This is a genomic window from Rossellomorea pakistanensis (assembly GCF_016908495.1).
GTDB lineage: Bacteria > Bacillota > Bacilli > Bacillales > Bacillaceae_B > Rossellomorea > Rossellomorea pakistanensis.
This window is the reverse complement of record NZ_JAFBDZ010000003.1, coordinates 39,788-60,841: the sequence shown is the minus strand read 5'-3', so window position 1 is coordinate 60,841 and position 21,054 is coordinate 39,788. Positions and strand designations below refer to the sequence as shown.

The window sequence follows — 21,054 nt, the reverse complement described above, 5'->3', positions numbered from 1 at the left end:
CTAAGAAGAGCTAGCGATTTCAATTACCACAGATAACCATTTCTTATTGAAGTTCATCAAATCTTTAACTTTAAAAAAGACTAACTCCTATCATCAGCGTTGATGATTAAAGTTAGTCCTCAATATTATTGAACTTCTTCCACATTTATAGATAACACCTTATCATTGTCTGTTTGGTGTATAACGGTCACTAATACTTGTTTTTGTTTCCCTTGATCAGCAACCGTGAATTGAAATGTATCCGCTACTTTATTTTCTGACACATTTTTTCTTCCCTTATAGACATAATCCTTAACAGGGTCACCTGGATAATCCTCTTGGACAACCGAAATGGCGATCCGACCAAACTTCTCATAATCCGGTTGTTGGGCACCAGCTTGCCCGAGGTTTAAACAAAAGAAAAAAATTGAAAACAATAATAACCATTTTTTCATTATCCTTTCACCTCTCGCTTTATTTTTCCTCAATATCAGTAATCTTCCTACTGCTTGTTATTCTTAATATGATGAAAGACCTGTAAAACTATTCATCCAATACAAGGAAAACGCCTATCCATCAAGTAACCAACATTTAGTGTGAGAATTCAGTGTCATTGGTGAACAAAATAGTATTAACCCTTCAAGAAGGAGGGAGCAGCTTTGAACAAAGTGGATTATGACAGAGCCCTGTATTATACCCATCGCTCTGAATGGGATAATCTGTTAATTCTCATGGTTCGAACAAAAGATGACCTACTTTCAAAAAGAATCGAACACTTTCTACATGCATATCACTTTTCTACTGATTATTCTGTCATAGAACAGAATTTGTATACACTTCTTCGTTACGTTGAGCATGCCAATATGACAGCTACTTGGCATCAGCCATTTGAAGAAACAGTAAAAATGTAAAAAGAATTCCACCAAAAAAAGCGGCTATCTTTGGATAGCCGCTTCACTACTCTAAAGCACCGCGGGACGGTTCTCGATCGCGTTAATGCATTAATGCAATCGAGAACCGTCCCGCAGTGCTTTAGTGCGGTAAAGGTTTATATTCAAGTCGGATAATATTATGAGGGAATGTTTATTTGTTGGTAAAGCTTTACATACATTTCGAGTTCTTGCATCATTCCCTTTACTAGCTCTGCTGGCTGTTCCAATAGACCGTCTTGATCGTAATCAAAGCATTGGGGATCTAGAACGAGTTGTTTTGGAATGACATTTGCATAAACACCTCTGGCAACAATTCTCATATTATTTAAACAATTAATTCCGCCTTTTCCGCCTCCAGCGCATGCTAATAATGCAACCGGTTTATGGGCAAAATAATCGCTACTTAGAAAATCTAATGCGTTCTTCAAAGCTCCGCTCATTCCACTATGATATTCTGGTGACGCTAGGATAACTCCGTCGGCATCACGTACTTTCTTTCGTAAATCCTTAACGGCATCATGATTCGATTGTTCTTCTTCACCATTATATAAAGGAAGATCCCCTCTACTTAGATCCACACTACTGAGATTATATTCCCTGGAAATAAATCGAGAGGCAATACCCGTGCGTCCTTTTTTTCTTGGGCTCCCATTGATTATTACGACATTCATAACATAACACTCCTTAATAAATTTCATTCACCCGTTACAAGTCCATGCTTAACGGCATATAATGCTGCTTGCGTGCGATCTGACACTTCAAGCTTTGCAAATATATTAGAGATATGTGTTTTAACTGTTTTCTCTGTTATATATAGACTTGAAGCAATCTCTTTGTTACTTTTTCCTTTAGAAAGCTCTACTAGGACTTCTCTCTCCCTTTTGGTTAGCTCATGCACCAAATGCGGCGGTTGATGACTCCGAGAAATTCGTGATAAAAGATGAGTAGTCGCTTTTGGATGTAACGAATTTTCACCGTCTAAAAGCTTACGGATCGAACGAACTAATTCATCTGGTTCAATATCCTTCAACTGATATCCAGCTGCACCTGCTTCAATAGCAGGGATCACATGGTCCTGATCGGAAAAACTCGTAAGCATCATGATTTCAATTTCTGGATGTTTATTCTTAATGAGTTTCGTTGCTTTAATTCCATCCATAACCGGCATTACCAAGTCCATTAAAATCAAATCTGGATTTAGCTCTTGAGCAAGTTTAACTGCCTCTTCTCCATTTTTCGCCTCGCCAACGATTTCAATATCCTTTTGGGTTTTTAAAAAGAACACTAAACCTCGGCGGACAACGTGATGATCATCTGCGATCAATATACGTATCATTTTACTCACCTCTTCAATAAGGAATTTCTATTGAAATCCTAGTTCCTTTTCCTAAATTACTGTTTATTTGAAAGGTACCATTTAACAGATGGACTCTTTCCTTCATGCTCTGAATGCCAAGCGAAGGCATTTGTTGTTTTGGATCATATTGAAACCCACAACCATTGTCAATAATCGTGAGAGTTACTTTGTTATCTACGATTGTGAGTTGATACCATACTTCTTTCTGACCTGAATGCTTTTTACAATTATTCAAGGCTTCTTGACTAATTCTCCATAATGCCTCTTCTATTTTAGATGGCAATGCGACCACGCCATCGACCGAGGAAATCAGTGTTAATCCCAGCATCTCACCATACCCTTTTACAGCTTCGATTAAGCCATTTTCTAACCCTTTAGGCCGTAACTGCCAAATAAGTGCCCTCATTTCACTCAATGCTTCTTGTGCCAATCCCTGGATTTCCTGGAAGGTTTGCTTCACTTCTAATTTCTCTGTCATTTCAGCTGCCCCTCTTGCAGTCAAAGTAAGAGAAAACAATAGTTGGTTGACAGAATCATGAAGGTCTCTTGCTAGGCGATTTCTTTCTTGCATGAGAAGGACATCCTGTTCTTTTTTGGTTAACAGAATACGTTTAATAGCTGAGCCAATTTGAAAAGCAATCGATTCCAGTAACGCCAATTCATCTTTAGAAAAGTGTGTTTTATTAGGTGCCGCCACATTTAACAATCCAAATGACTCATTCCCTGACTGTAAAGGAACAGTAGCATGGTAGTTAATTCCCTCTGTGTCACCCCTTTTTTCTTCAATCGCTATTTCAATTCTTTGACATTCAATAATATTCGAAGCCTTTGTCAATTTTCCTTTATAAAAACGGTTTAAGCACCAGCATCCCCCTTTTTTCATTAGCTCACAACATTGTGAGGATAAAGAGGAAGGAAGATTTTCAAATGCAGCTAACTCATGCTGGCTTTTCTCATTTATTAAAAAAATCCAACCAGTAGTAAAATTGGAACCTTTGATTAACTTTTTCAATGCCCCATTTAGCATCGAAAACATTTCTGTTTCCTCATTCAATAACTCTGCAATCTCTTTAAGTAATTGGATATTGGAATACTCATTATCATTCACAAGAACTCCTCCTAACATTATTATACGAGCCAGCCTTCTTCTCGCAATTCACTTTCTGTATGAATTCCTTCTACGACTTTAGTCGGAATAAAAATATGTACAGGTAATAAGACAGAATTACTAAAAGGTTATTTATATTTATATTTTATAGATTGTTTACATTAAAAAAAGGATGTCCCTAAACCAAAGTTACTGGCTACACCTTCAATTTATAGAAGAAAACTTCTACATTTGAAGCTCCAGACCCCTTTTGGAAACATCCCCTTATAGTTGGACTATGCAATTGGATAATCTTGTGCAAATGGATGTAGAATCATTTCATCTATCATCATATGTTTAGGTGCAGATGCCATATAAACGACAGCACTCGCGATATCGGTTACCTTTAACCAATCTTCTTTTTCAGGAATGCCTTGGGTAGAATTGGCGAAGTAGGTATCCACCATTCCTGGATTGACTGTTCCTACTCTAATTCCGTGCTCTCTAACTTCCTGTGCGAGGGATCCACAAAACCCTTGTACGGCATATTTAGTAGCAACATAAGCTGATGCATTCGAAATTGTATAGCGTGCTACATCTGAAGAAATCGTAATAATGGTTCCGAATTTTTGCTTCTTCATATGTGGTAGAACCGCTTTACTACATAAGAATACACCTTGAACATTTACCTCAAAAATTCGACTCCATTCCTCTTCTGTCACTTCTTCTGTTGATTTGAAAAAACCAATCCCTGCATTGTTTACAAGAAGGTCAATTTTTCCATAAGCAGCAATAGTTTCTTCTACCACTCGGATGACATCGCTCTCTTTAGAGATGTCCGCTTGAATGGCTAGTACATCTTGGAAACCTAAGTCTCTTAATTGTTGGCCAGTTTCCTTTATTCCGTCTGAACTACCTACAATCGTCAGTTTTACTTCTTCTTCTAGTAATTGCTGTGCAATTTCCTTTCCAATCCCTCTAGATGCTCCTGTAACGATAGCTACTTGTTTGTTTAACATGATGTACTTCCTTTCTGATACTAGTATTAAATTGTAAAAAAGAGGGGACTAGTAAGAGCCATAAGCATCACTTTAAGATAAATTTTCTGGCTTCCACATTTCGTCCCACATTATTAGCTTTGTAGGAATTCCGTCACCTTACTTCCCTACCAGTGTGTTGATCATGGTTTCCACTTTCAGCATAATGGATTCTTGAAGTTTCTCTAGCTTTTCGTGGCTATCTTCTGCAGATTCTCCAATTACACTGAAATAAAATTTCACTTTAGGCTCCGTTCCTGATGGTCGTAAACAAATCCATGAACCATCCTCCAGGAAATATTTTAACACATTCGATTTTGGCAGTAGAAGATCGCTTTCCTCAAGGTTTTCCAAGCGTTTACTTGATTGATAATCCTCCTGGGCTATCACTTCAATTCCCGCCACTTCTTTAATCGGGTTCTTTCGGAAGTCACTCAATATAGCTTTGATTTGCTCTGCCCCAGCTTTTCCTTTTAGGGTAAGAGATTTCAACCCTTCTTCATAATACCCAAAACGCTTATATAGATCGTGTAGAGTATCATTTAATGTTTTTCCATGCTTCTTGTAATAAGCTGCTGCTTCTGTGGCAATTAATACAGCTTGTACAGCATCTTTATCACGGGCAAAATCACCAATGAGGTAACCATAGCTTTCCTCGTAACCGAAAAGAAATTGGTATTCTCCAGATTGTTCATAATTTCTAATTTTCTCTCCAATAAATTTAAACCCTGTTAGAACATCTTCAACAGAAGCTCCATATGATTCTGCTACTTTTCGGCCTAATTCTGATGTGACAATGGTTTTAAACACACGGCCATTTTTAGGGAGTGAATCTTTTTCTTGTTTACGAGCAAGGATATAATCTAAAAGAATAGCGCCGGTCTGATTCCCTGTTAACAGCTTATATTCTCCTTTATCGATTCGAACGGCTACCCCCAAACGATCGGCATCTGGATCGGTCGCAATAAGGATATCAGCGTCATGCTTTTCCCCTTCTCTTATAGCTAATTCAAATGCAGCTTTATCTTCAGGGTTTGGCGACTTAACCGTTAAAAATTCAGGGTCCGGAATCGCTTGTTCCTTAACAGTATAAACGTGGTCATAGCCCAGTGCAGATAATCCTTTATTCACCATTTTCAAAGCTGTTCCGTGAAGAGGAGAGAATACCACTTTTAAATCCACTTCTTTTGCGATTTGCGGTTTTTCTGAAATCATTAAAAGATGTTCTAAATAGGATTGATCCATTTCATCACCAATCATCTTAATAAGACCTTTATCTTTTAATTCTTTTTCAGAGCGGACTTCTATTTCGAGCTCATTTTCAACTTCATTCACTTTTTCGATCACTTTATCAGCCACTTCTGGAATCAATTGTGCTCCGTCCCCACCGTACACCTTATAACCATTGTATTCAGGAGGGTTATGGCTTGCCGTGACGACGATTCCTGAGAATGCTCGTAAAGTTCTTACAGCAAATGATAGTTCAGGTGTTGGCTTTAATTCATCAAATACATATGTTTGAATGCCATGGGTCGCTAATGTTTTCGCCGATTCCATGGCAAATTCAGGGGATTTATGTCGGGAGTCGTAGGCAATCACGACCCCACGATTCTTCGCATCCTCTCCTTGAGATTCTATGTAACGGGCTAAACCTTCTGAAGCTTTCCTTATAGTATAAATATTCATTCGGTTTGTTCCTACTCCGATTTCTCCACGCATTCCACCTGTACCAAACTCTAGGTTTTTGTAAAAAGCGTCTTCAAGAGATTTTTCATCGCCTTGAATATTGATTAGTGACTCTTTCAATTCGGCATCTAAGCCTTCAAATTGATTCCATTTTTCAAATGTTAATTTCCAATTCAAACTGATTCCCTCCTAATGATGTCTATTCATTTTATGTAATTCGGCCTAAGATGACAATTTCCTCTGAAAAGAATCCGAGTTTTTTTGACAACTTTTTCACTTCCATATTATCACAAAACCTCATAAAACTAGCTACCATCTTAAATTGTTGTTGTAAATTTGTGTGCATCAATCTTCCAATCCATAAAAATAACTTCGTTTATGAAACAAAGGGCTGACTCATCAATACGAGTCAGCCCATTTCTTGTCTATTCCTTATGGTTTATGCCATAAATATCATGCCGACGGTCTTTTAATTGACGAACCGTACCAGACTGGCGTTGGCGTCTTAATACCTCTAAGTCAACATCACCGATCATAACCATCTCAATATTAGGATTTGTTTCACCTACAATTCCATCTCTTGCAAATTCAAAATCTGATGGAGCAAATATTGCTGATTGTGCATATTGAATATCCATATTTTCCGTTTGCGGAAGGTTTCCGACAGTTCCAGAAATGACAGTATAGATTTGATTCTCCACTGCACGTGCTTGAGAACAGTAACGAACACGAAGATACCCTTGGCGATCTTCTGTACAGAATGGGGTGAAGATGATTTTTGCCCCTTTATCTGTTGCAATTCTCGCAAGCTCTGGGAATTCTATGTCATAACAAATCTGAATTGCAATTTTTCCACAATCTGTATCAAATACTTTCACCCTGTCTCCAGGGCTAATTCCCCACCATTTACGTTCATTGGGTGTTATGTGTATTTTATACTGCTTTTCAATGGTTCCATCACGACGGAATAGATAAGCAATATTATAAATTTCATCATCTTCTTCTTTTACAAAATGTGAGCCACCTATTATATTGACATTGTACCTGACGGCTAAATCTGTAAATAATTCAATGTATTCCTCAGTAAAATCTGTCAGCTTCCTAACAGCTAACGATGGTGATTTTATATTTAAAAACGACATTAATTGTGAGGTGAAAATTTCAGGAAACACGACAAAGTCTGATTTCGCATCAGATGCAACGTCCGTAAAATACTCAACTTGGTTGGCGAACTCTTCAAATGAGTTTATTTTGCGCATCATATATTGAACAACACAAATTCGAACAGGATAGCTCGTCTTGAAATGTCGTTTACTAGACGGACGATAATCTACATTATTCCATTCCATGAGGGTAGCATATTTCTGTGATTTCTTATCATCAGGTAAATAGTTCGGATTGATTCGCATTAAGGTAAAGCTATTCATAAGCTGGAATGAAAGCACTGGGTCATAAATTTTATGCATACTGACGGCATCTACATATTCCCTTGGTGACATTTCACCTGAATACTTATGGTAATTAGGGATTCTCCCTCCAATAATGATACTCTTTAAATTCAGCTGACGTGCTAAATCCTTTCTTGCTTCATAAAGTCGATGTCCAACCTTCATTCTACGATATTCAGGATGAACCATTACTTCGATTCCATACAAATTATATCCATCTGGGTTATGGTTCGTAATATAGCCGTTATCGGTTACATCATCCCATGTGTGCCGGTCATCATATTCATCGAAGTTTATGATAAGACTTGAACATGAACCAATAATTTCACCATCAAGTTCAGCGACAAGCTGACCTTCCTTAAATATTGATAAGTGGCTTTCTAAATGATCCACTTTCCAAGGCTCCATTTCAGGAAAACAAAATGACTGAAGCTCAATAATTTTATCTATATCATCATGCCTCATCGAGCGAATGATCATTTTTTTCTCAAACTGGGTAAGGTCTAATTTTTCTCCCATACTTGTTACACTCCTTTTATCACATACCCTGATTGTATTCCCTAATTATTATATACAAAACCTAGATTTCCGACGAATTTTTTCATTTTTCGGCACGGCGATAAGACTTTTACCATTCTGTTTCGCATAATTTTTTGTGCCTTCTAGAACAAAAGCAAAGTTCTTGAAACGATTTGTGTGCTTGAGGTCAGAAGTGAGAGGTATTATGAAGGACATTTCCCTTTAAACAATGGGAAAAAGGGCTTTCATGGAGCTTATGAAGGACGTAATCCTTTTAAAAAATGAAAGAAACGTCCTTCATAGAGTCAATGAAAGACGTAACTTCTTTAAAGAAAGGGCAAAAGGGCTTTCATAGAAATCCTGGTGGGCGATTAGGTCAAAGTTTGAAAAAGAAACCTTTAAGCGGAACCCTTTAGGACAAATCTCTCGACTAGACTTATACAAAGTACTGAAAAACTACTGCTTCCCAAGGAGTTAACCATAATAAATGACCAATTTCATCAATGTTTCTCGCATCATTACTAATCATAATAGATGGATGAGAAAGATCCATTTCCTTTGGTAAATCGAATTTCTGCTTTTCACCTGATACATTACATACGACTAATAATCGCTCATTTTCATAAGAACGAGTATAGGCATATACGAATGGGTCATTTTCCAAAAGCAAGTGAAAAGAACCTTCTGTAATAATATTTTTCTCTTTTCTCAATGAAATAAGCTTTTTATAATAATGGAAGACCGAGTTAGGATCTTGAATTGCCTGATCTGCGTTCACTTCGTTATAATTTGGATTAACATTGATCCAAGGTGTTCCATTGGTAAACCCAGCATTCTTTTCATTATTCCATTGCATTGGAGTTCGAGCGTTATCTCGTCCTTTAACATAGATGGAATTCATAATTTCGTTTATATTCCAGCCTTCTTCTACTTTTTCCTTATACATATTTAACGTTTCAATATCACGGTACTCTACAATGGATTCAAACTTCACATTTGTCATTCCTAATTCTTCCCCTTGATAAATGTAGGGTGTACCTTGCATCATATGAAGAAGTGTACCAAGCATTTTCGCTGATTTCACTCTGTATTCACCATCATCACCAACACGAGAAACGATTCTTGGCTGATCATGGTTATTCCAATATAGACTATTCCATCCTTTATTAAATAACTCTTGTTGCCATTTTGTTAAAATGGCTTTAAGCTTCACAAGGTCAAATGGGATGACGTTCCACTTACCACCTGAGCCTGAATCCACATCCATATGTTCAAATTGGAAAACCATATTTAATTCTTCTCTATCTGAATTCGTGTATAAACTAGCTTCAGCAGGGGTAACCCCTGGCATTTCCCCGACAGTTAAAATATCGTACTTTGAAAGAACTTCCCGATTCATCTCATGAAGATACTCGTGTATGCGAGGACCATTCATATAATAGTCCCCTCCAGATACATACGTTTTCCCTTCAGGATTTGGGGCATCCGGTAGGTCTGGAACTTTTGAAATAAAGTTCACAACATCCATTCTGAAACCATCAATCCCTTTGTCTAACCAGAAAGTCATCATCTTATATATTTCTTCCCGTAGTGTTTCATTTTCCCAATTTAAATCCGGCTGTTTTTTCGAAAATAAGTGAAGAAAGTACTCATCTGTCCCTTCATCATATTGCCAAGCAGAACCGCTGAAGGCAGACTCCCAGTTATTCGGTTCCATACCTTGTTTCCCTTTTCTCCAAATATAATAATCTCGATAACGATTCTCTTTAGATTTTTTCGATTCAATAAACCAGTGATGTTCATCTGACGTATGATTGACAACGAGATCCATAACCAACTTGATTCCTCTTTTGTGCATCTCAGCTAACATCTCTTCCCAATCTTCCATTGTGCCAAACTCATCCATGATTGCTTGGTAATCACTGATATCATATCCGTTATCATCATTTGGAGATCGGTATACCGGAGATAGCCATACCACATCTACACCAAGTTCTTTTAAATAATCTAATTTAGAAATAATCCCTTGGATATCCCCAATCCCATCACCATTAGAATCCATAAAGCTGCGTGGGTAAATTTGATAGACGACAGATTTTTTCCACCATTGTTGATTCAATTTCATTACTCCTCCCCTGATGCAAACGTTTGCATTATAAGTCAAAAAAATGTGCGATTTATAGGTTAAATCATATGTATTTTACTTTTATAATCATAACATACTATAATTTTATTAAATACATAGAGAAAGGAATTATTTATGGACAAAAAAATAGAAAATTATCTATTTCTTTCATGGGCCACTGCACTTATTGCGACGCTCGGAAGTTTATATTTTTCCGAAATCAAGCTCTATGAACCTTGTGTGCTATGCTGGTATCAACGAATATTAATGTATCCCATGGCGATCCTGTTAGGAGTGGCAGCAGCAAGGAAGGATGCAAACATAGCGATTTACTCTCTAATTTTATCTGGAATTGGCGGACTCATTTCCATTTATCATTATTCCATTCAAAAGGTTAGCTTGTTTGCCGATCAAGCCCCTGCATGTGGACGAGTTCCATGTACTGGAGAGTATATCAATTGGATGGGATTTGTAACCATCCCGTTTTTAGCATTACTTGCCTTTATGATTATTTTTATCACTAGCTTCATCATTTTAAAAACATCTAAGGAGGATAAATCATGAAAAAAGTTATTATTTTTCTTATTGTTATTATAGGTATTTTTGCTGCAATTGCCGTTGTAACCAAAATGCAGCAGTCTGAAAAAGCTGAAGGAAATCCATATAAAAAAGAGAGTTTAGATCCTGCTACAATCGACCAACTGGATGACCCACTTTATCAAAATCTTATTCTTCCAGATGAGCTGAAATCAAAATTAGAGGATGAAGAGGATGTTACTGTTTATTTTTATAGCCCAACATGCCCACACTGTAGAGATACAACGCCTGTCGTTTCACCACTTACAGAGGATTTAGGGATTGATCTTGTTCAATTTAATCTATTAGAATTTAAGCAAGGCTGGGACAATTATCGTATTGAAGCAACACCTACTGTTATCCATTTTGAAAATGGAAAAGAAGCTGCGAGAATCACGGGTTCACAACCGAAAGAAACTTGGGAGAATTGGTTTACGGAAAATGTAAAAGAATAAAACAAAAAGGCTGATCAATGCGATCAGCCTTTTCTATCCTTTTAAACTTATACTATACAAGTAATTCATTCGTTGCTTTTCCATAAATACTAATCGTCTCTTGACCATTTGATGGTTGGAGAAATTGATCTAACGAAAAGGGAAAAAACAATCCGAATTCCTGTAGTATTTGAACATTATGATCGAACATTTCATCATATTCTTGTTTCCGATCATGACATTCAAGAATACTGATTAATGTTTGAAGGCTTGTAATAACTTGAAAAGCTTCTTTTAACGTCCCAAAGTATTCAAAGTGTCTAGTTGTAGTATGTAATACTTTTAGGTCGTTATAATAGTGTATTTCTTCATCTGTGAAATAGTATGGAAAAACGGTACAATACATGTAGTTGATCAACTCTTGGATTTTTTCTTCCTGCTCATGTGTGGAAGCAATTAATACTTTCATGAGGAACCCACCTTTGTAACGGTTGTAATCTTCTTGTAACAGATACATACAGAATAACATATTCATAGTCCTTTAAGAGTGGTAATTATAGCCATGGACAAAAAGGTTTCACAAAATTATAGTCCAATTGAATTAGGTATTTGTCTGATATTGACGAAAAAGGAGGTGAAGAGATGGATAAGAACGAAATTGCAACAACCTTTGCACTACATATTCCAGAAAAATGGGAGAATGTAACAATTGAAGGACTTCTTCGCACAAAATGGAAAGCTCCCAAAAAGCTCGTACACTCCATTCGCATGGAGAAAGGCATCACGGTAAATGGTATTCATGAATCATGGAAAAAAGAACTGACTCCAGGAGATATCCTGCGATTTCATGGTTTGTATGAAAGCAATAATGATGTCACCCCTGTCGATCATTCCATTGAAGTTCTATATGAAGATTCCCATTTACTTGTCGTAAATAAACCTTTCAATATGAACACTCATCCCAATTCTCCAGGAGAAACGAACACGTTAGCGAACGGAGTCGCATTCCACTTACAATCAAACGGAGAAAGATGTAGAGCTCAACATATTCATCGTCTCGATCAAGATACAACAGGAGCAGTGATTTTTGCGAAGCATGCATTAAGCAAATCCATTTTAGATCGTCTTCTGGCAGAACGGAAAGTCAAAAGGACCTATCTAGCCCTTGTCCATGGAATTGTCGAGAAGAAAAGTGGAGTTATTGATAAAAGCATCGGACGAGATCGCCATCATAATACAAGGAGAAGGATTTCACCTTCAGGACAGACAGCGATTACACATTTTCGTGTAATAAATGCTGACTTAATTAGAAAACTTACTCTTGTAGAAATTCACCTTGACACGGGTCGAACGCACCAAATCAGGGTCCATATGAGCGCTATTGGACACCCATTAGCAGGGGATGCATTATATGGTGGAAAATCAATTTTTCCGAGACAAGCCCTACATGCTAGAAGGATTGTATTTCCACATCCACTTACAGAAGAAAAAATCTGTTGTGAAGCAGGTTTTTTAGACAAGACTCCCATTTTTAATAATTGAAGAGGAGCCGCCTTGAGAAAAGGAAGAATGGCTAATTTCGTTACGCCTGTGGCAACACCTTTCTGACGCTCTTTTGGGCATTTGACAATCATAAGTAGAGCTATCTTGAGCGGGTGCCTTTTTCCCTTCTTAGGTTGGCTCCGCTTATGTCTCAAATACCTTTTTCCGATTACATTCCTATTATTCATTAAAAAAAGGATGACCAATGGCCATCCTTTTGATATTATTGCAATCCGTTTTTAACTGCTTCTGCAACTTGAACTGTCCGTTTCGCTTGATGCTTTACTGCTGCTTCAACGTCTTCAACCATGTTTCCTTCTTGATCAACTGTCACACTTGTTCCGTATGGGTTTCCGCCACTAGTGAATGCGGATTGGTCAGTGTAACCAGGTGCAGCAATAATGGCACCCCAGTGCATCATAGTAGTATATAATGCGAGGACTGTTTGTTCTTGTCCCCCATGAGCATTGCTTGCTGAACTCATTGCACTTACTACCTTATTCGCAAGCTTCCCATTAAACCAAAGCCCTCCAGTTGTATCAAGGAACTGCTTCATTTGTGCTGGAACATTCCCAAAACGAGTTGGAATACTGAATAGATAGGCATCTGCCCACTCTAAGTCACCTAACGTTACGGTTGGTACATCTTTTGTTTCTTCCATATGCTTTTCCCATGCAGGATTAGATGCAATCGCTGCTTTAGGTGCAAGTTCTTCTACTCTTACTAACTTGACTTCAGCCCCTGCTTCCTTTGCTGCCTCTTCGGCCCACTGTGCAAGCTTGTAGTTCGTTCCAGTTGAACTATAGTAGATTACGGCTAATTTTACATTTGACATTGAAAAATCTCTCCTTTGATAAAATATTTATATAGTAATGGGTGACACACAATTTGATTATTCAGGCAAATTAAAGATTAGAACATGAATGGCTGATTCACCTGATTAATAGTTTAACTTTAAACTTCTAGTCTTACTCAATTTAACTAAATAATATAGAATCTAATGAGTATGATCCTGCACCAATCAGTGCGATCCCCACTGCGACAACAATGAGAAGTAAATTATATTCATACCCATTTGAAGTAGCCCAGTATCCGTTAGGAAAGTGAACTTTTACCATTGCTACAAGCATGGTAACAACAAATAACAATGCGGCTATCGGTGTTAAAAGACCTAAGGCTAATAATAATCCAGCGACTAATTCTGACATCCCTGCCATCAGAGCCATTGTTCTACCTGGCTTAATACCGATAGACTCAAAGAATCCTCCAGTTCCTTGGAGGCCATGTCCTCCGAACCAACCAAATAATTTTTGTGTTCCGTGTGCTGCAAAGGTTAGTCCAACTACCACACGAATGATAAGCAATCCTAAAGATGCCATAGCTGTCATTATGTTTTCCTCCCAGTTTCCTTTCCCTTTAAGAGGTTAATTAAACATTTCAATTTCATTTATTATTAATTAACAAATCTCGAAATTGAGATATTGTTGAAAAAAATAAGATAAGTGCTTTTCGAATTTATCTCAAAGGGAATTATTTTTAATTCGAGATAATTGTATTATAGAACCACATCTCCTGTCAACATCATTTTTATAATATCCCTGAAAAAGAAACAAAGGGCTGTTCCAAACCAAGGTATAAGGGACCACAGCTTCCATATTGAAGAAAAACCCTCAAGGCATCCTCTATATTTGGACAATCAAAGTGGTGCTGAACCTTTATTGGACAGCCGCTTTATCGTTATTAAAAATCAAAATTATCAGGATCTGGTCCAAACCTCTCATCCAAATTCAATCCACTAATTTGATTCATTTCTTCCATTGAAAGTTCAAAATTAAATAAATCTGCATTTTCTATAATACGGTCCTTATGGACAGATTTAGGTATAATAACTACATCGTTTTGTAAATGCCAGCGAAGAATAATCTGTGCAGGTGATTTTTCATGCTTCCCTGCAATATGGTTTACGGTTGGTTCATCCAAAATCTTACCTTGTGCAATTGGTGACCAAGCTTCAACTGCAATGTCATTCTCCTTACAAAAAGCTCTTAATGGCTCTTGACTTAAGCGAGGATGTAGTTCCACTTGGTTTATAACTGGCTTTTCGTTACTATCTTTTAAAAGCTCTTCCAAATGATGCTGATGAAAATTACTTACTCCAATCGATTTTACTACACCTTCGTTGTGAAGTCTTTCAAGTGCCTTCCATGTTTCTTTATATTTGCCTTCAACTGGCCAGTGAATTAAATAGAGGTCTAAGTAACTCATGTCTAATTTTTTTAAAGATTCATCAAAAGCTTTTAATGTTGAGTCATAACCTTGGTCGCTATTCCAAACCTTCGAAGTAATAAATAGGTCTTCCCTATTTACCTTTGTGTTTCTAACCCCTTCGCCAACACTCTCTTCATTTTTATAGATTGCTGCCGTGTCAACTGAACGATAACCGCTTTCGATTGCTGTTTGAACTGCTTGTACTGTTTCCTGTGGGTCTGTCATTTTGAAAACACCTAACCCGACATAGGGAATTTCAATACCATTATGTAGGCGTTTTGTACTTTGTAAGCTTTTTAACATGAATGAATCCCTCCTTCACTTTATTTTACAAAGGAAAAAAAGAAATTGCGAACAATGTGTTTCGTCCGCAAACTTTTACTAGATTATATGAACTGATTGGCTTCCCTGCTTAAAAAATATAAACGATGCAGGGGTCTTGTCATCGCTACATATTGAAGCTTTACATCCAGCTCATTTTCTTCATGGAATCTTTCGTTAACGGCTGTAATCATAACCACATCGAATTCCAGTCCTTTTGATAAATAGGATGGAACAACAACAATTCGATCTTTTGGAATCGTTTCCTGTTCCTCCAGCAGCTTCACTTTATCTGGTAGGGCTTCCTCCAATGCTTTAGCAATTGTGACACAATCCACCATGCTCTTACCGATCACTGCAAAGGTTTGAAATCCTTCTTCACGGCCGCTCTGAACCATCTGCTCAATAAGAAGTGACAGATCCTTGTGGGTTTTGTAGGTTATAGATTTCGGTGCTTCCCCATGACGAACCACTGGATTAACTTTCGGAAATGTGTAAGGAAGCTTACTCAATAATTTATTTGCTTCATTCATTATTTCAATAGTCGTTCGATAGCTTTTTTGTAATTCTGTGTAAGTAGCTCTTGGAAAAATGTCTTGATATACAGGCTCCCATGATTGTAAACCTCTGTAGGAGTGAATACCCTGGGCAAGGTCTCCTACTAAAGTAAACATATCAGTTTCTAAAGCTCTCTTTAAAGCATAAAGCTGGAGATAGCTGTAATCCTGTGCTTCATCAATCACTACATTTTTTGCTTTATAGAATTTATCAATCCCATATAGATAGGTTTGAAGATAGAGGAGTGGTGCTAGGTCTTCCATTTCATATTTTCTTTTCTTTACGATCTTCAAAGTATAATCGCAGAGCTGCTGGGATTTATTTAAAGATAGCGCGCCATTTGAATAAGCTACTAGTCTTTCTGGGTCTTGAAATAATTCTTCATAATAGGTATAAAGATTCTTTTTTTCAAATTGTTTCATATAACTAGTGACACTTGTCCGTATCGCTTTTTTTATATCTTCAAGTCTTTTAGCTTTTTTATCAAGAGCTTTTGAGATGTACTCTTTACGATTGGCTGCATGTTTTCTTTGGTAGAGGGCTTTTTCGATTTTGTCGTCGTAAAAGAGTTCCACTTTCTTGACCATTTCTTTCTTATTGGATCTAACATAGCTTTGAAGCAATCCCTTTAGCTTTTCTACTCGGCGGTAAATGGGTAAGTAGGTATATTCTTCTCTTAATAGATGGGTATATTTTTTTGCTGAATATAACCGATACTTATCTACATAGAAGTCCGTTTTGGCGTAGAAGCGCTTTTCAATTTCTTCAATATACGTATCAAGTATTTTTCTAAAGGTTTTTGAACCTTTAAATCCTGAAATCCAGGAAGTTTCTATTGTTTTCTTTTCGTTCTCTTCAATGAGTTCGATGAGTTTCTTATCATCTGTAAGCTTTAGCTGCTTCTCCAGGCACGTCATTACGTATTCACTAAAGGTCGTTTGTCTTACTTTTTCAACTCCTAATTCAGGAAGTGCCTCTGAAATATAATCGATAAAAAGACTACTTGGAGCAAGAATCATTAGTTCTCTCGGGTCAAAATGCTGCTTATAATTATAGATAAAATAGGAAATCCGGTGAAGAGCAATCGTCGTTTTCCCACTTCCTGCTGCCCCTTGAACAATGATTGACTTGTTTAAATCCGCACGTATGATGCGATTTTGTTCCTCTTGAATCGTGGAGATAATTTCGGTTAAACGATTGCTTGAGCTTTTAGCTAGAGATTCTTGAAGAAGTTCGTCGGTTGTCGTGAGATCAATATCCCGAATCTCTTCAAGCTCACCATCTTCAATCATGTACTGCCTCTTTAAAGAGAGGTGTCCTTCAAACTGTTCATCTTCTACCTCATAGCTGACATTCCCAATTCGACCTTCGTAATAAAGGTTTGCAATTGGTGACCGCCAGTCAACAATGATTTGCTCTTGATTCTCCCTTTGATAGAGGGAGGTTTTACCGATATAATGCTTTTCCTCTTTGTTAGACCCCTTTTGACTATAATCAATCCGGGCAAAATAGGGCTTCTTTTTCACCTTTGTTAAAGCCTCTAATTCTTCTTTTGACATCTCAAAAAAGCTGGCATTGGTTAAAATATCGATATAGGCGGCACTTGATTCGAGCCAGTCGACATCACCGAATGCTTTTTCCATATTCTCTTTAAATTTCTCTTTACTACTTTGGGATGTTTGAATGACAACGTCGATGTAACGTTTCGTAAATTCTAATCGATCTTTTTCACTTGAGTAATCAGGGTGTAGTTGAGTTTCATTCGTCATTTGTTTCCCCTTTCCATTTTTGTTCAGCCGCTAGTTTAGAACATTGAAAAGTTTAAGTAATGCTAGATATTAGACACTGGGAAATCTGACAGAATTATGTAGACGTTTGGGAGCAGAAATATATATTATCAGAAAAATATCTACATTTCAATATTCCTGAGGTGTAAAATCAAATAAATTGCTAAAATAGTAAAATAAAGGTTGTTATCATAAACATTGTTGTTATTTGAAAAAGAGTTAGTTGGAGTGTAAGGATGCTGCGGGGCGGCCAATGAGCCTCCTCTGCTCATTGCCCATTTTTAGAAAACAAACAAAATAAAAAAAGCCCTGCAGGATTCAGGATACTGCGCAAATGCGAGTGCCTCGTCTTCCAGGACTTTCGTTTATTTAGGCAAACAAATGGTAAAAGTCGATCCCTTGTTTACAATACTCTTTACCTCGATTTTTCCTCTCATTACTTCTATGATTCTAAAGGTAACCATTAATCCTAAGCCTGTACCTTTTTCTTTCGTTGAAAAATATGGTTCGCCTAATCTGGAGATCTGCTCTTTCCTCATTCCACTTCCTGAATCTTGTATACAAATCGTTACTTGATCCTTTTCTAATTTCGTGGAAATCACGAGTTCTCCCCCATTTGGCATCGCCTCTATTGCGTTTTTTAAAATATTCAATAATGCTTGCTGAAAATTTGAGGTATTTCCATAAACGATAGCAGGTTGAAGCTGATGATGAACGTTAATCGAATGCTGTTTTGCTAATGGTTCGATAATATCCAACATTTTCAACAGCTCCTCGTCCACTTTTACCTCGACAATATTTTCGGGAGTCGGTTTTGCAAATGTGAGATAATCACTAATGATATTTTCTGCTCGACTAAGTTCTGCATTGGCAATTTGAATATATTGATCTTTCTTATCAACCGTTAGGTCCTTACTTGAAAGCATTTGAAGAAACCCTTTAACGACCGTTAATGGGTTTCTTACCTCGTGGGAAATACTAGCTGCCAGCTGACTAACTACTTCCATCTTTTCAACCTTCATCATCGCATAATTCATATTGATTTGTTTTATTAAAATCTCCACGATATATGTGATAACCAGCATTCCGATTGAAGGAACGAGAACAAAATTGATCGCATATTTCATATCTGTAGGAAAATAAGCAATCCATTCGGCAATAATTGGGGAAATAATGGTATGAACAAGGAAAAGTCCAAATGAAAAGAAGATTCTTCCTCTACTCGACATTCGTTTAAATACTTTTACACAAAAAACGGTAATAAGGAAGACCGTGATATGAATTGTAAATGCCACTAAACTCCATCCGTATAGATACATTCTAAATCCTAGAAGCACGACTAGCAAAGCTACTCCAGAAACAGGTCCTCCATATAAAATTCCTAATACAAATGGAATCATCCTAAGATCATGAACACAGTAATCATTTTTATAAATTGGAGAAAGCATACACAATATGATAGCCATACTAGAGGAAAGCGTCATAAGAAGCCGATTATATTTCTCTCTAATAAATTTCTTTTCAATAAGGAAAAACACTAAAAATATACTTAAAATAATATAGAATAGATTATTGATCGCATCCTGATTAAAGATAATCATTGTTTTTCCCCTTCTCTTTTTGTTCTTTTATCCAAATCTTAACACAAAGTTGAGTTTAATGTCCTTCTGGTTTTAATGATAAAAAAACCAATAAAGGACTAATCCTGTAGAATTTGGTAATCCATTCTACCACATACGATATCAGTGTTTTCCTCCATTAATAAATTGGTGTCTCTTAGCCTATTCATCCTAGCTTTAAATCGCTGTTTTGGGGAGCTAAAAAGAAATTCACGTAGAATAATAGGCCTTTAAAGAATTAATTCGATAGATTAACATCACTTCAACTATAAACCCAATAAGGAATGGTAAAGGAAGGATGGATAAATACCAATCAGCAAAAAACATCGAAAAGGGTAACAGTAAAATGATTAAAGCATTAATGACAAAATATACTTTTCTAAAAGATGCTAATTTTCTATCCGCACCCACAATTCCCTCATCTTGTAATAGCTGAATGAATCCAGCCATAATATTCAGGTTGTTAAACAAAGAGATTAGGCTAATGAGTCCTCCGAAGACTGCAAAAAGCTTCATTTCTCCATAGGCTCCATTTAATTGAATGTGATTCCAACCAAATAACTCTATTAGAGAAAAAATCGCCAAAATAATCGTCGAAACTTTCGCATACCGGAACCATCTAATGTTAGTCATGCTTTTTATCCCATTATAGATTAGAATATAGCCAATTGAATCATTAACGACATCAAATGTACCTATTCTAAAATCAACAAGAATAATCATCAAGCCAAAGACAATGATCCGAAGTAAACTTCTAGTCACTATTGATTCTCCTCTCGTTTCCTATCTATTTTCTTAATTTCTTGCTGAGTCAAATACAAACGTTCTCCTATATGCATAATAATATCCTGAAAAGTCCCATCCTTTGTTTTAAAGTAGCCATAGACTTGAAACTCGAGTGCGTGAATTCCATTAGTATACATTTTGTCTTTATTTATAACCCCATTTAGTCTCAATAGCTCTTTTCTTTCAAGTTCCAATGGCAGTTCTTCAACTTTTAGATATTCCATTTTATTGGTAATTTCTAAATTTACTGTTTCAGGATATGCCGGGTTGTAATCATTGGTAGAGTTTAATTTCATCGTTATCAAAGAATCGAGTTTCTTTTCGAAAGGATAATGAATTCCTACTAGAGTTGCGTCACTAGTAATTTTCCCTCCGTAGAATGATTCCCCTTGATTACTGGAACCTGTTCCAAAGAAGTCAATCATTTTCTTTTTATTAAGAATTTCTTTTATCAAACGTATTTCACCTATATCAGCTTCTTGATGACTCCCATCTGAAAAAAGGAACACCATTTCATTTAAAACCAGTTCATCTTCCACCAGTGTCCCCTCAATTAATGCGTTACGCCCTACATAAACCCCCTCATGGTATTCGGCAACATCACTTTTTAAACGAAAAATGGATTCACTTTCCCCTTTTGTCGATACCCCTACCAAATGTTTCTCCTCAGATTGATTGACAAAATAAAAAAGGTTAAATTCTACAATCGAGCTGGATTCAGCTGCAATTTTCTCGTAATAATGTGTAAGAAACAGAGGCTTTTCTAATTCAAAATATTTTACATAACAAAAAATAGCTAAATAAATCGAAAGGTAAGCCGCTGCCAGAACCATTAAGGCTTTTATTTTCATCCTAAATCCCCCCTTTATCATATTAGCAAATTCAACCAATTCGATGGAGGGGTTTTTTGTGGTGAATATTAATACAAATGCGTGAAGGATATTAAGAAGTCTGTGGGAGAAAAAAAAAATGACACAGATTGTGCCACTCCCG

At 36.8% G+C, this 21,054-nt stretch carries 21 protein-coding genes; 5 read left to right on the top strand and 16 right to left on the bottom strand.

Features of this window, described 5'->3' with window-relative positions; all coding sequences use genetic code 11:
• Positions 1 to 125: 125 nt before the first annotated feature.
• Positions 126 to 434 carry a DUF3889 domain-containing protein gene (locus tag JOC86_RS14190; protein ID WP_205173588.1) on the bottom strand — a complete coding sequence of 103 codons (309 nt, stop codon included), beginning with the start codon at positions 432 to 434 and terminating at the stop codon, positions 126 to 128.
• Positions 435 to 638: 204 nt separating this feature from the next.
• On the opposite strand from JOC86_RS14190, the gene JOC86_RS14185 reads away from it, so the two are divergent.
• Both JOC86_RS14185 and JOC86_RS25030 read left to right on the top strand, forming a co-directional pair.
• Positions 639 to 890 carry a YhdB family protein gene (locus tag JOC86_RS14185; protein ID WP_205173587.1) on the top strand — a complete coding sequence of 84 codons (252 nt, stop codon included), beginning with the start codon at positions 639 to 641 and terminating at the stop codon, positions 888 to 890.
• A 30-nt stretch (positions 891 to 920) separates the two neighbouring features.
• Positions 921 to 1,046 carry a hypothetical protein gene (locus JOC86_RS25030; protein WP_275583407.1) on the top strand — a complete coding sequence of 42 codons (126 nt, stop codon included), beginning with the start codon at positions 921 to 923 and terminating at the stop codon, positions 1,044 to 1,046.
• 2 nt (positions 1,047 to 1,048) lie between these two features.
• On the opposite strand, the gene JOC86_RS14180 is transcribed toward JOC86_RS25030, so the two are convergent.
• From JOC86_RS14180 to JOC86_RS14150, 7 genes are all read right to left on the bottom strand, one after another.
• Positions 1,049 to 1,582, bottom strand: coding sequence for an NADPH-dependent FMN reductase (locus JOC86_RS14180; protein ID WP_205173586.1), 534 nt, complete (start codon positions 1,580 to 1,582; stop codon positions 1,049 to 1,051).
• 23 nt (positions 1,583 to 1,605) lie between these two features.
• On the bottom strand, positions 1,606 to 2,247 hold the full coding sequence (locus JOC86_RS14175; protein WP_205173585.1) for a response regulator: 642 nt from the start codon (positions 2,245 to 2,247) through the stop codon (positions 1,606 to 1,608).
• A gap of 13 nt (positions 2,248 to 2,260) precedes the next feature.
• Positions 2,261 to 3,376 carry a GAF domain-containing sensor histidine kinase gene (locus tag JOC86_RS14170; protein ID WP_338021762.1) on the bottom strand — a complete coding sequence of 372 codons (1,116 nt, stop codon included), beginning with the start codon at positions 3,374 to 3,376 and terminating at the stop codon, positions 2,261 to 2,263.
• Positions 3,377 to 3,651: 275 nt separating this feature from the next.
• The gene (locus JOC86_RS14165) at positions 3,652 to 4,374 is read right to left on the bottom strand and encodes an SDR family oxidoreductase (protein ID WP_205173583.1); all 723 of its coding nucleotides are present in this window, start codon (positions 4,372 to 4,374) and stop codon (positions 3,652 to 3,654) included.
• A gap of 138 nt (positions 4,375 to 4,512) precedes the next feature.
• Entirely contained in the window at positions 4,513 to 6,255 is a 1,743-nt protein-coding gene (locus JOC86_RS14160; RefSeq protein ID WP_205173582.1) for a phospho-sugar mutase, read from the bottom strand.
• Positions 6,256 to 6,503: 248 nt separating this feature from the next.
• A complete protein-coding gene (locus tag JOC86_RS14155; RefSeq protein WP_205173581.1) occupies positions 6,504 to 8,045 on the bottom strand; it encodes a bifunctional GNAT family N-acetyltransferase/carbon-nitrogen hydrolase family protein in 1,542 nt (513 codons plus the stop codon).
• Positions 8,046 to 8,481: 436 nt separating this feature from the next.
• Positions 8,482 to 10,170, bottom strand: coding sequence for a glycoside hydrolase family 13 protein (locus JOC86_RS14150; RefSeq protein WP_275583406.1), 1,689 nt, complete (start codon positions 10,168 to 10,170; stop codon positions 8,482 to 8,484).
• A gap of 135 nt (positions 10,171 to 10,305) precedes the next feature.
• Here JOC86_RS14150 and JOC86_RS14145 point away from each other — a divergent pair, with 135 nt between their 5' ends.
• Complete coding sequence (locus tag JOC86_RS14145) at positions 10,306 to 10,734, top strand: disulfide oxidoreductase (protein ID WP_205173580.1); 429 nt, start codon at positions 10,306 to 10,308, stop codon at positions 10,732 to 10,734.
• Positions 10,731 to 11,201, top strand: a complete 471-nt coding sequence (locus JOC86_RS14140) for a thioredoxin family protein (RefSeq protein ID WP_205173579.1) — start codon at positions 10,731 to 10,733, stop codon at positions 11,199 to 11,201. Before JOC86_RS14145 ends, JOC86_RS14140 begins: the two co-directional genes overlap by 4 nt.
• Positions 11,202 to 11,253: 52 nt before the next feature.
• Here JOC86_RS14140 and JOC86_RS14135 read toward each other — a convergent pair whose 3' ends face one another.
• Positions 11,254 to 11,649 carry a YhcU family protein gene (locus tag JOC86_RS14135; protein ID WP_205173578.1) on the bottom strand — a complete coding sequence of 132 codons (396 nt, stop codon included), beginning with the start codon at positions 11,647 to 11,649 and terminating at the stop codon, positions 11,254 to 11,256.
• Between the two features lie 173 nt (positions 11,650 to 11,822).
• Here JOC86_RS14135 and JOC86_RS14130 point away from each other — a divergent pair, with 173 nt between their 5' ends.
• Positions 11,823 to 12,722 carry an RluA family pseudouridine synthase gene (locus tag JOC86_RS14130; protein ID WP_205173577.1) on the top strand — a complete coding sequence of 300 codons (900 nt, stop codon included), beginning with the start codon at positions 11,823 to 11,825 and terminating at the stop codon, positions 12,720 to 12,722.
• 223 nt (positions 12,723 to 12,945) lie between these two features.
• On the opposite strand, the gene wrbA is transcribed toward JOC86_RS14130, so the two are convergent.
• From wrbA to JOC86_RS14095, 7 genes are all read right to left on the bottom strand, one after another.
• Positions 12,946 to 13,557 carry an NAD(P)H:quinone oxidoreductase gene (gene wrbA / locus JOC86_RS14125; RefSeq protein ID WP_205173576.1) on the bottom strand — a complete coding sequence of 204 codons (612 nt, stop codon included), beginning with the start codon at positions 13,555 to 13,557 and terminating at the stop codon, positions 12,946 to 12,948.
• Positions 13,558 to 13,699: 142 nt separating this feature from the next.
• Positions 13,700 to 14,101: a DoxX family protein gene (locus tag JOC86_RS14120; RefSeq protein ID WP_205174220.1), complete on the bottom strand. Its 402-nt coding sequence runs from the start codon at positions 14,099 to 14,101 to the stop codon at positions 13,700 to 13,702.
• 361 nt (positions 14,102 to 14,462) lie between these two features.
• Entirely contained in the window at positions 14,463 to 15,293 is an 831-nt protein-coding gene (locus tag JOC86_RS14115; protein WP_205173575.1) for an aldo/keto reductase, read from the bottom strand.
• Positions 15,294 to 15,376: 83 nt separating this feature from the next.
• Positions 15,377 to 17,638, bottom strand: coding sequence for an RNA polymerase recycling motor HelD (gene helD / locus JOC86_RS14110; RefSeq protein ID WP_205173574.1), 2,262 nt, complete (start codon positions 17,636 to 17,638; stop codon positions 15,377 to 15,379).
• A 383-nt stretch (positions 17,639 to 18,021) separates the two neighbouring features.
• On the bottom strand, positions 18,022 to 19,257 hold the full coding sequence (locus JOC86_RS14105; RefSeq protein WP_205173573.1) for a sensor histidine kinase: 1,236 nt from the start codon (positions 19,255 to 19,257) through the stop codon (positions 18,022 to 18,024).
• Between the two features lie 228 nt (positions 19,258 to 19,485).
• Positions 19,486 to 20,037 carry a hypothetical protein gene (locus tag JOC86_RS14100; protein WP_205173572.1) on the bottom strand — a complete coding sequence of 184 codons (552 nt, stop codon included), beginning with the start codon at positions 20,035 to 20,037 and terminating at the stop codon, positions 19,486 to 19,488.
• The gene (locus tag JOC86_RS14095; protein WP_205173571.1) at positions 20,037 to 20,912 is read right to left on the bottom strand and encodes a hypothetical protein; all 876 of its coding nucleotides are present in this window, start codon (positions 20,910 to 20,912) and stop codon (positions 20,037 to 20,039) included. The genes JOC86_RS14100 and JOC86_RS14095 overlap by 1 nt, the downstream gene beginning before the upstream one ends.
• Positions 20,913 to 21,054: the final 142 nt, after the last annotated feature.

Bases quoted from the DNA above. Each gene is read 5' to 3' on its own strand.
- JOC86_RS14190 (WP_205173588.1), bottom strand. From the start codon at position 434: ATGAAAAAATGGTTATTATTGTTTTCAATTTTTTTCTTTTGTTTAAAC.
- JOC86_RS14180 (WP_205173586.1), bottom strand. From the start codon at position 1,582: ATGAATGTCGTAATAATCAATGGGAGCCCAAGAAAAAAAGGACGCACG.
- JOC86_RS14175 (WP_205173585.1), bottom strand. From the start codon at position 2,247: ATGATACGTATATTGATCGCAGATGATCATCACGTTGTCCGCCGAGGT.
- JOC86_RS14165 (WP_205173583.1), bottom strand. From the start codon at position 4,374: ATGTTAAACAAACAAGTAGCTATCGTTACAGGAGCATCTAGAGGGATT.
- JOC86_RS14155 (WP_205173581.1), bottom strand. From the start codon at position 8,045: ATGGGAGAAAAATTAGACCTTACCCAGTTTGAGAAAAAAATGATCATT.
- JOC86_RS14150 (WP_275583406.1), bottom strand. From the start codon at position 10,170: ATGAAATTGAATCAACAATGGTGGAAAAAATCTGTCGTCTATCAAATT.
- JOC86_RS14145 (WP_205173580.1), top strand. From the start codon at position 10,306: ATGGACAAAAAAATAGAAAATTATCTATTTCTTTCATGGGCCACTGCA.
- JOC86_RS14140 (WP_205173579.1), top strand. From the start codon at position 10,731: ATGAAAAAAGTTATTATTTTTCTTATTGTTATTATAGGTATTTTTGCT.
- JOC86_RS14135 (WP_205173578.1), bottom strand. From the start codon at position 11,649: ATGAAAGTATTAATTGCTTCCACACATGAGCAGGAAGAAAAAATCCAA.
- JOC86_RS14130 (WP_205173577.1), top strand. From the start codon at position 11,823: ATGGATAAGAACGAAATTGCAACAACCTTTGCACTACATATTCCAGAA.
- wrbA (WP_205173576.1), bottom strand. From the start codon at position 13,557: ATGTCAAATGTAAAATTAGCCGTAATCTACTATAGTTCAACTGGAACG.
- JOC86_RS14120 (WP_205174220.1), bottom strand. From the start codon at position 14,101: ATGGCATCTTTAGGATTGCTTATCATTCGTGTGGTAGTTGGACTAACC.
- JOC86_RS14115 (WP_205173575.1), bottom strand. From the start codon at position 15,293: ATGTTAAAAAGCTTACAAAGTACAAAACGCCTACATAATGGTATTGAA.
- helD (WP_205173574.1), bottom strand. From the start codon at position 17,638: ATGACGAATGAAACTCAACTACACCCTGATTACTCAAGTGAAAAAGAT.
- JOC86_RS14105 (WP_205173573.1), bottom strand. From the start codon at position 19,257: ATGATTATCTTTAATCAGGATGCGATCAATAATCTATTCTATATTATT.
- JOC86_RS14095 (WP_205173571.1), bottom strand. From the start codon at position 20,912: ATGAAAATAAAAGCCTTAATGGTTCTGGCAGCGGCTTACCTTTCGATT.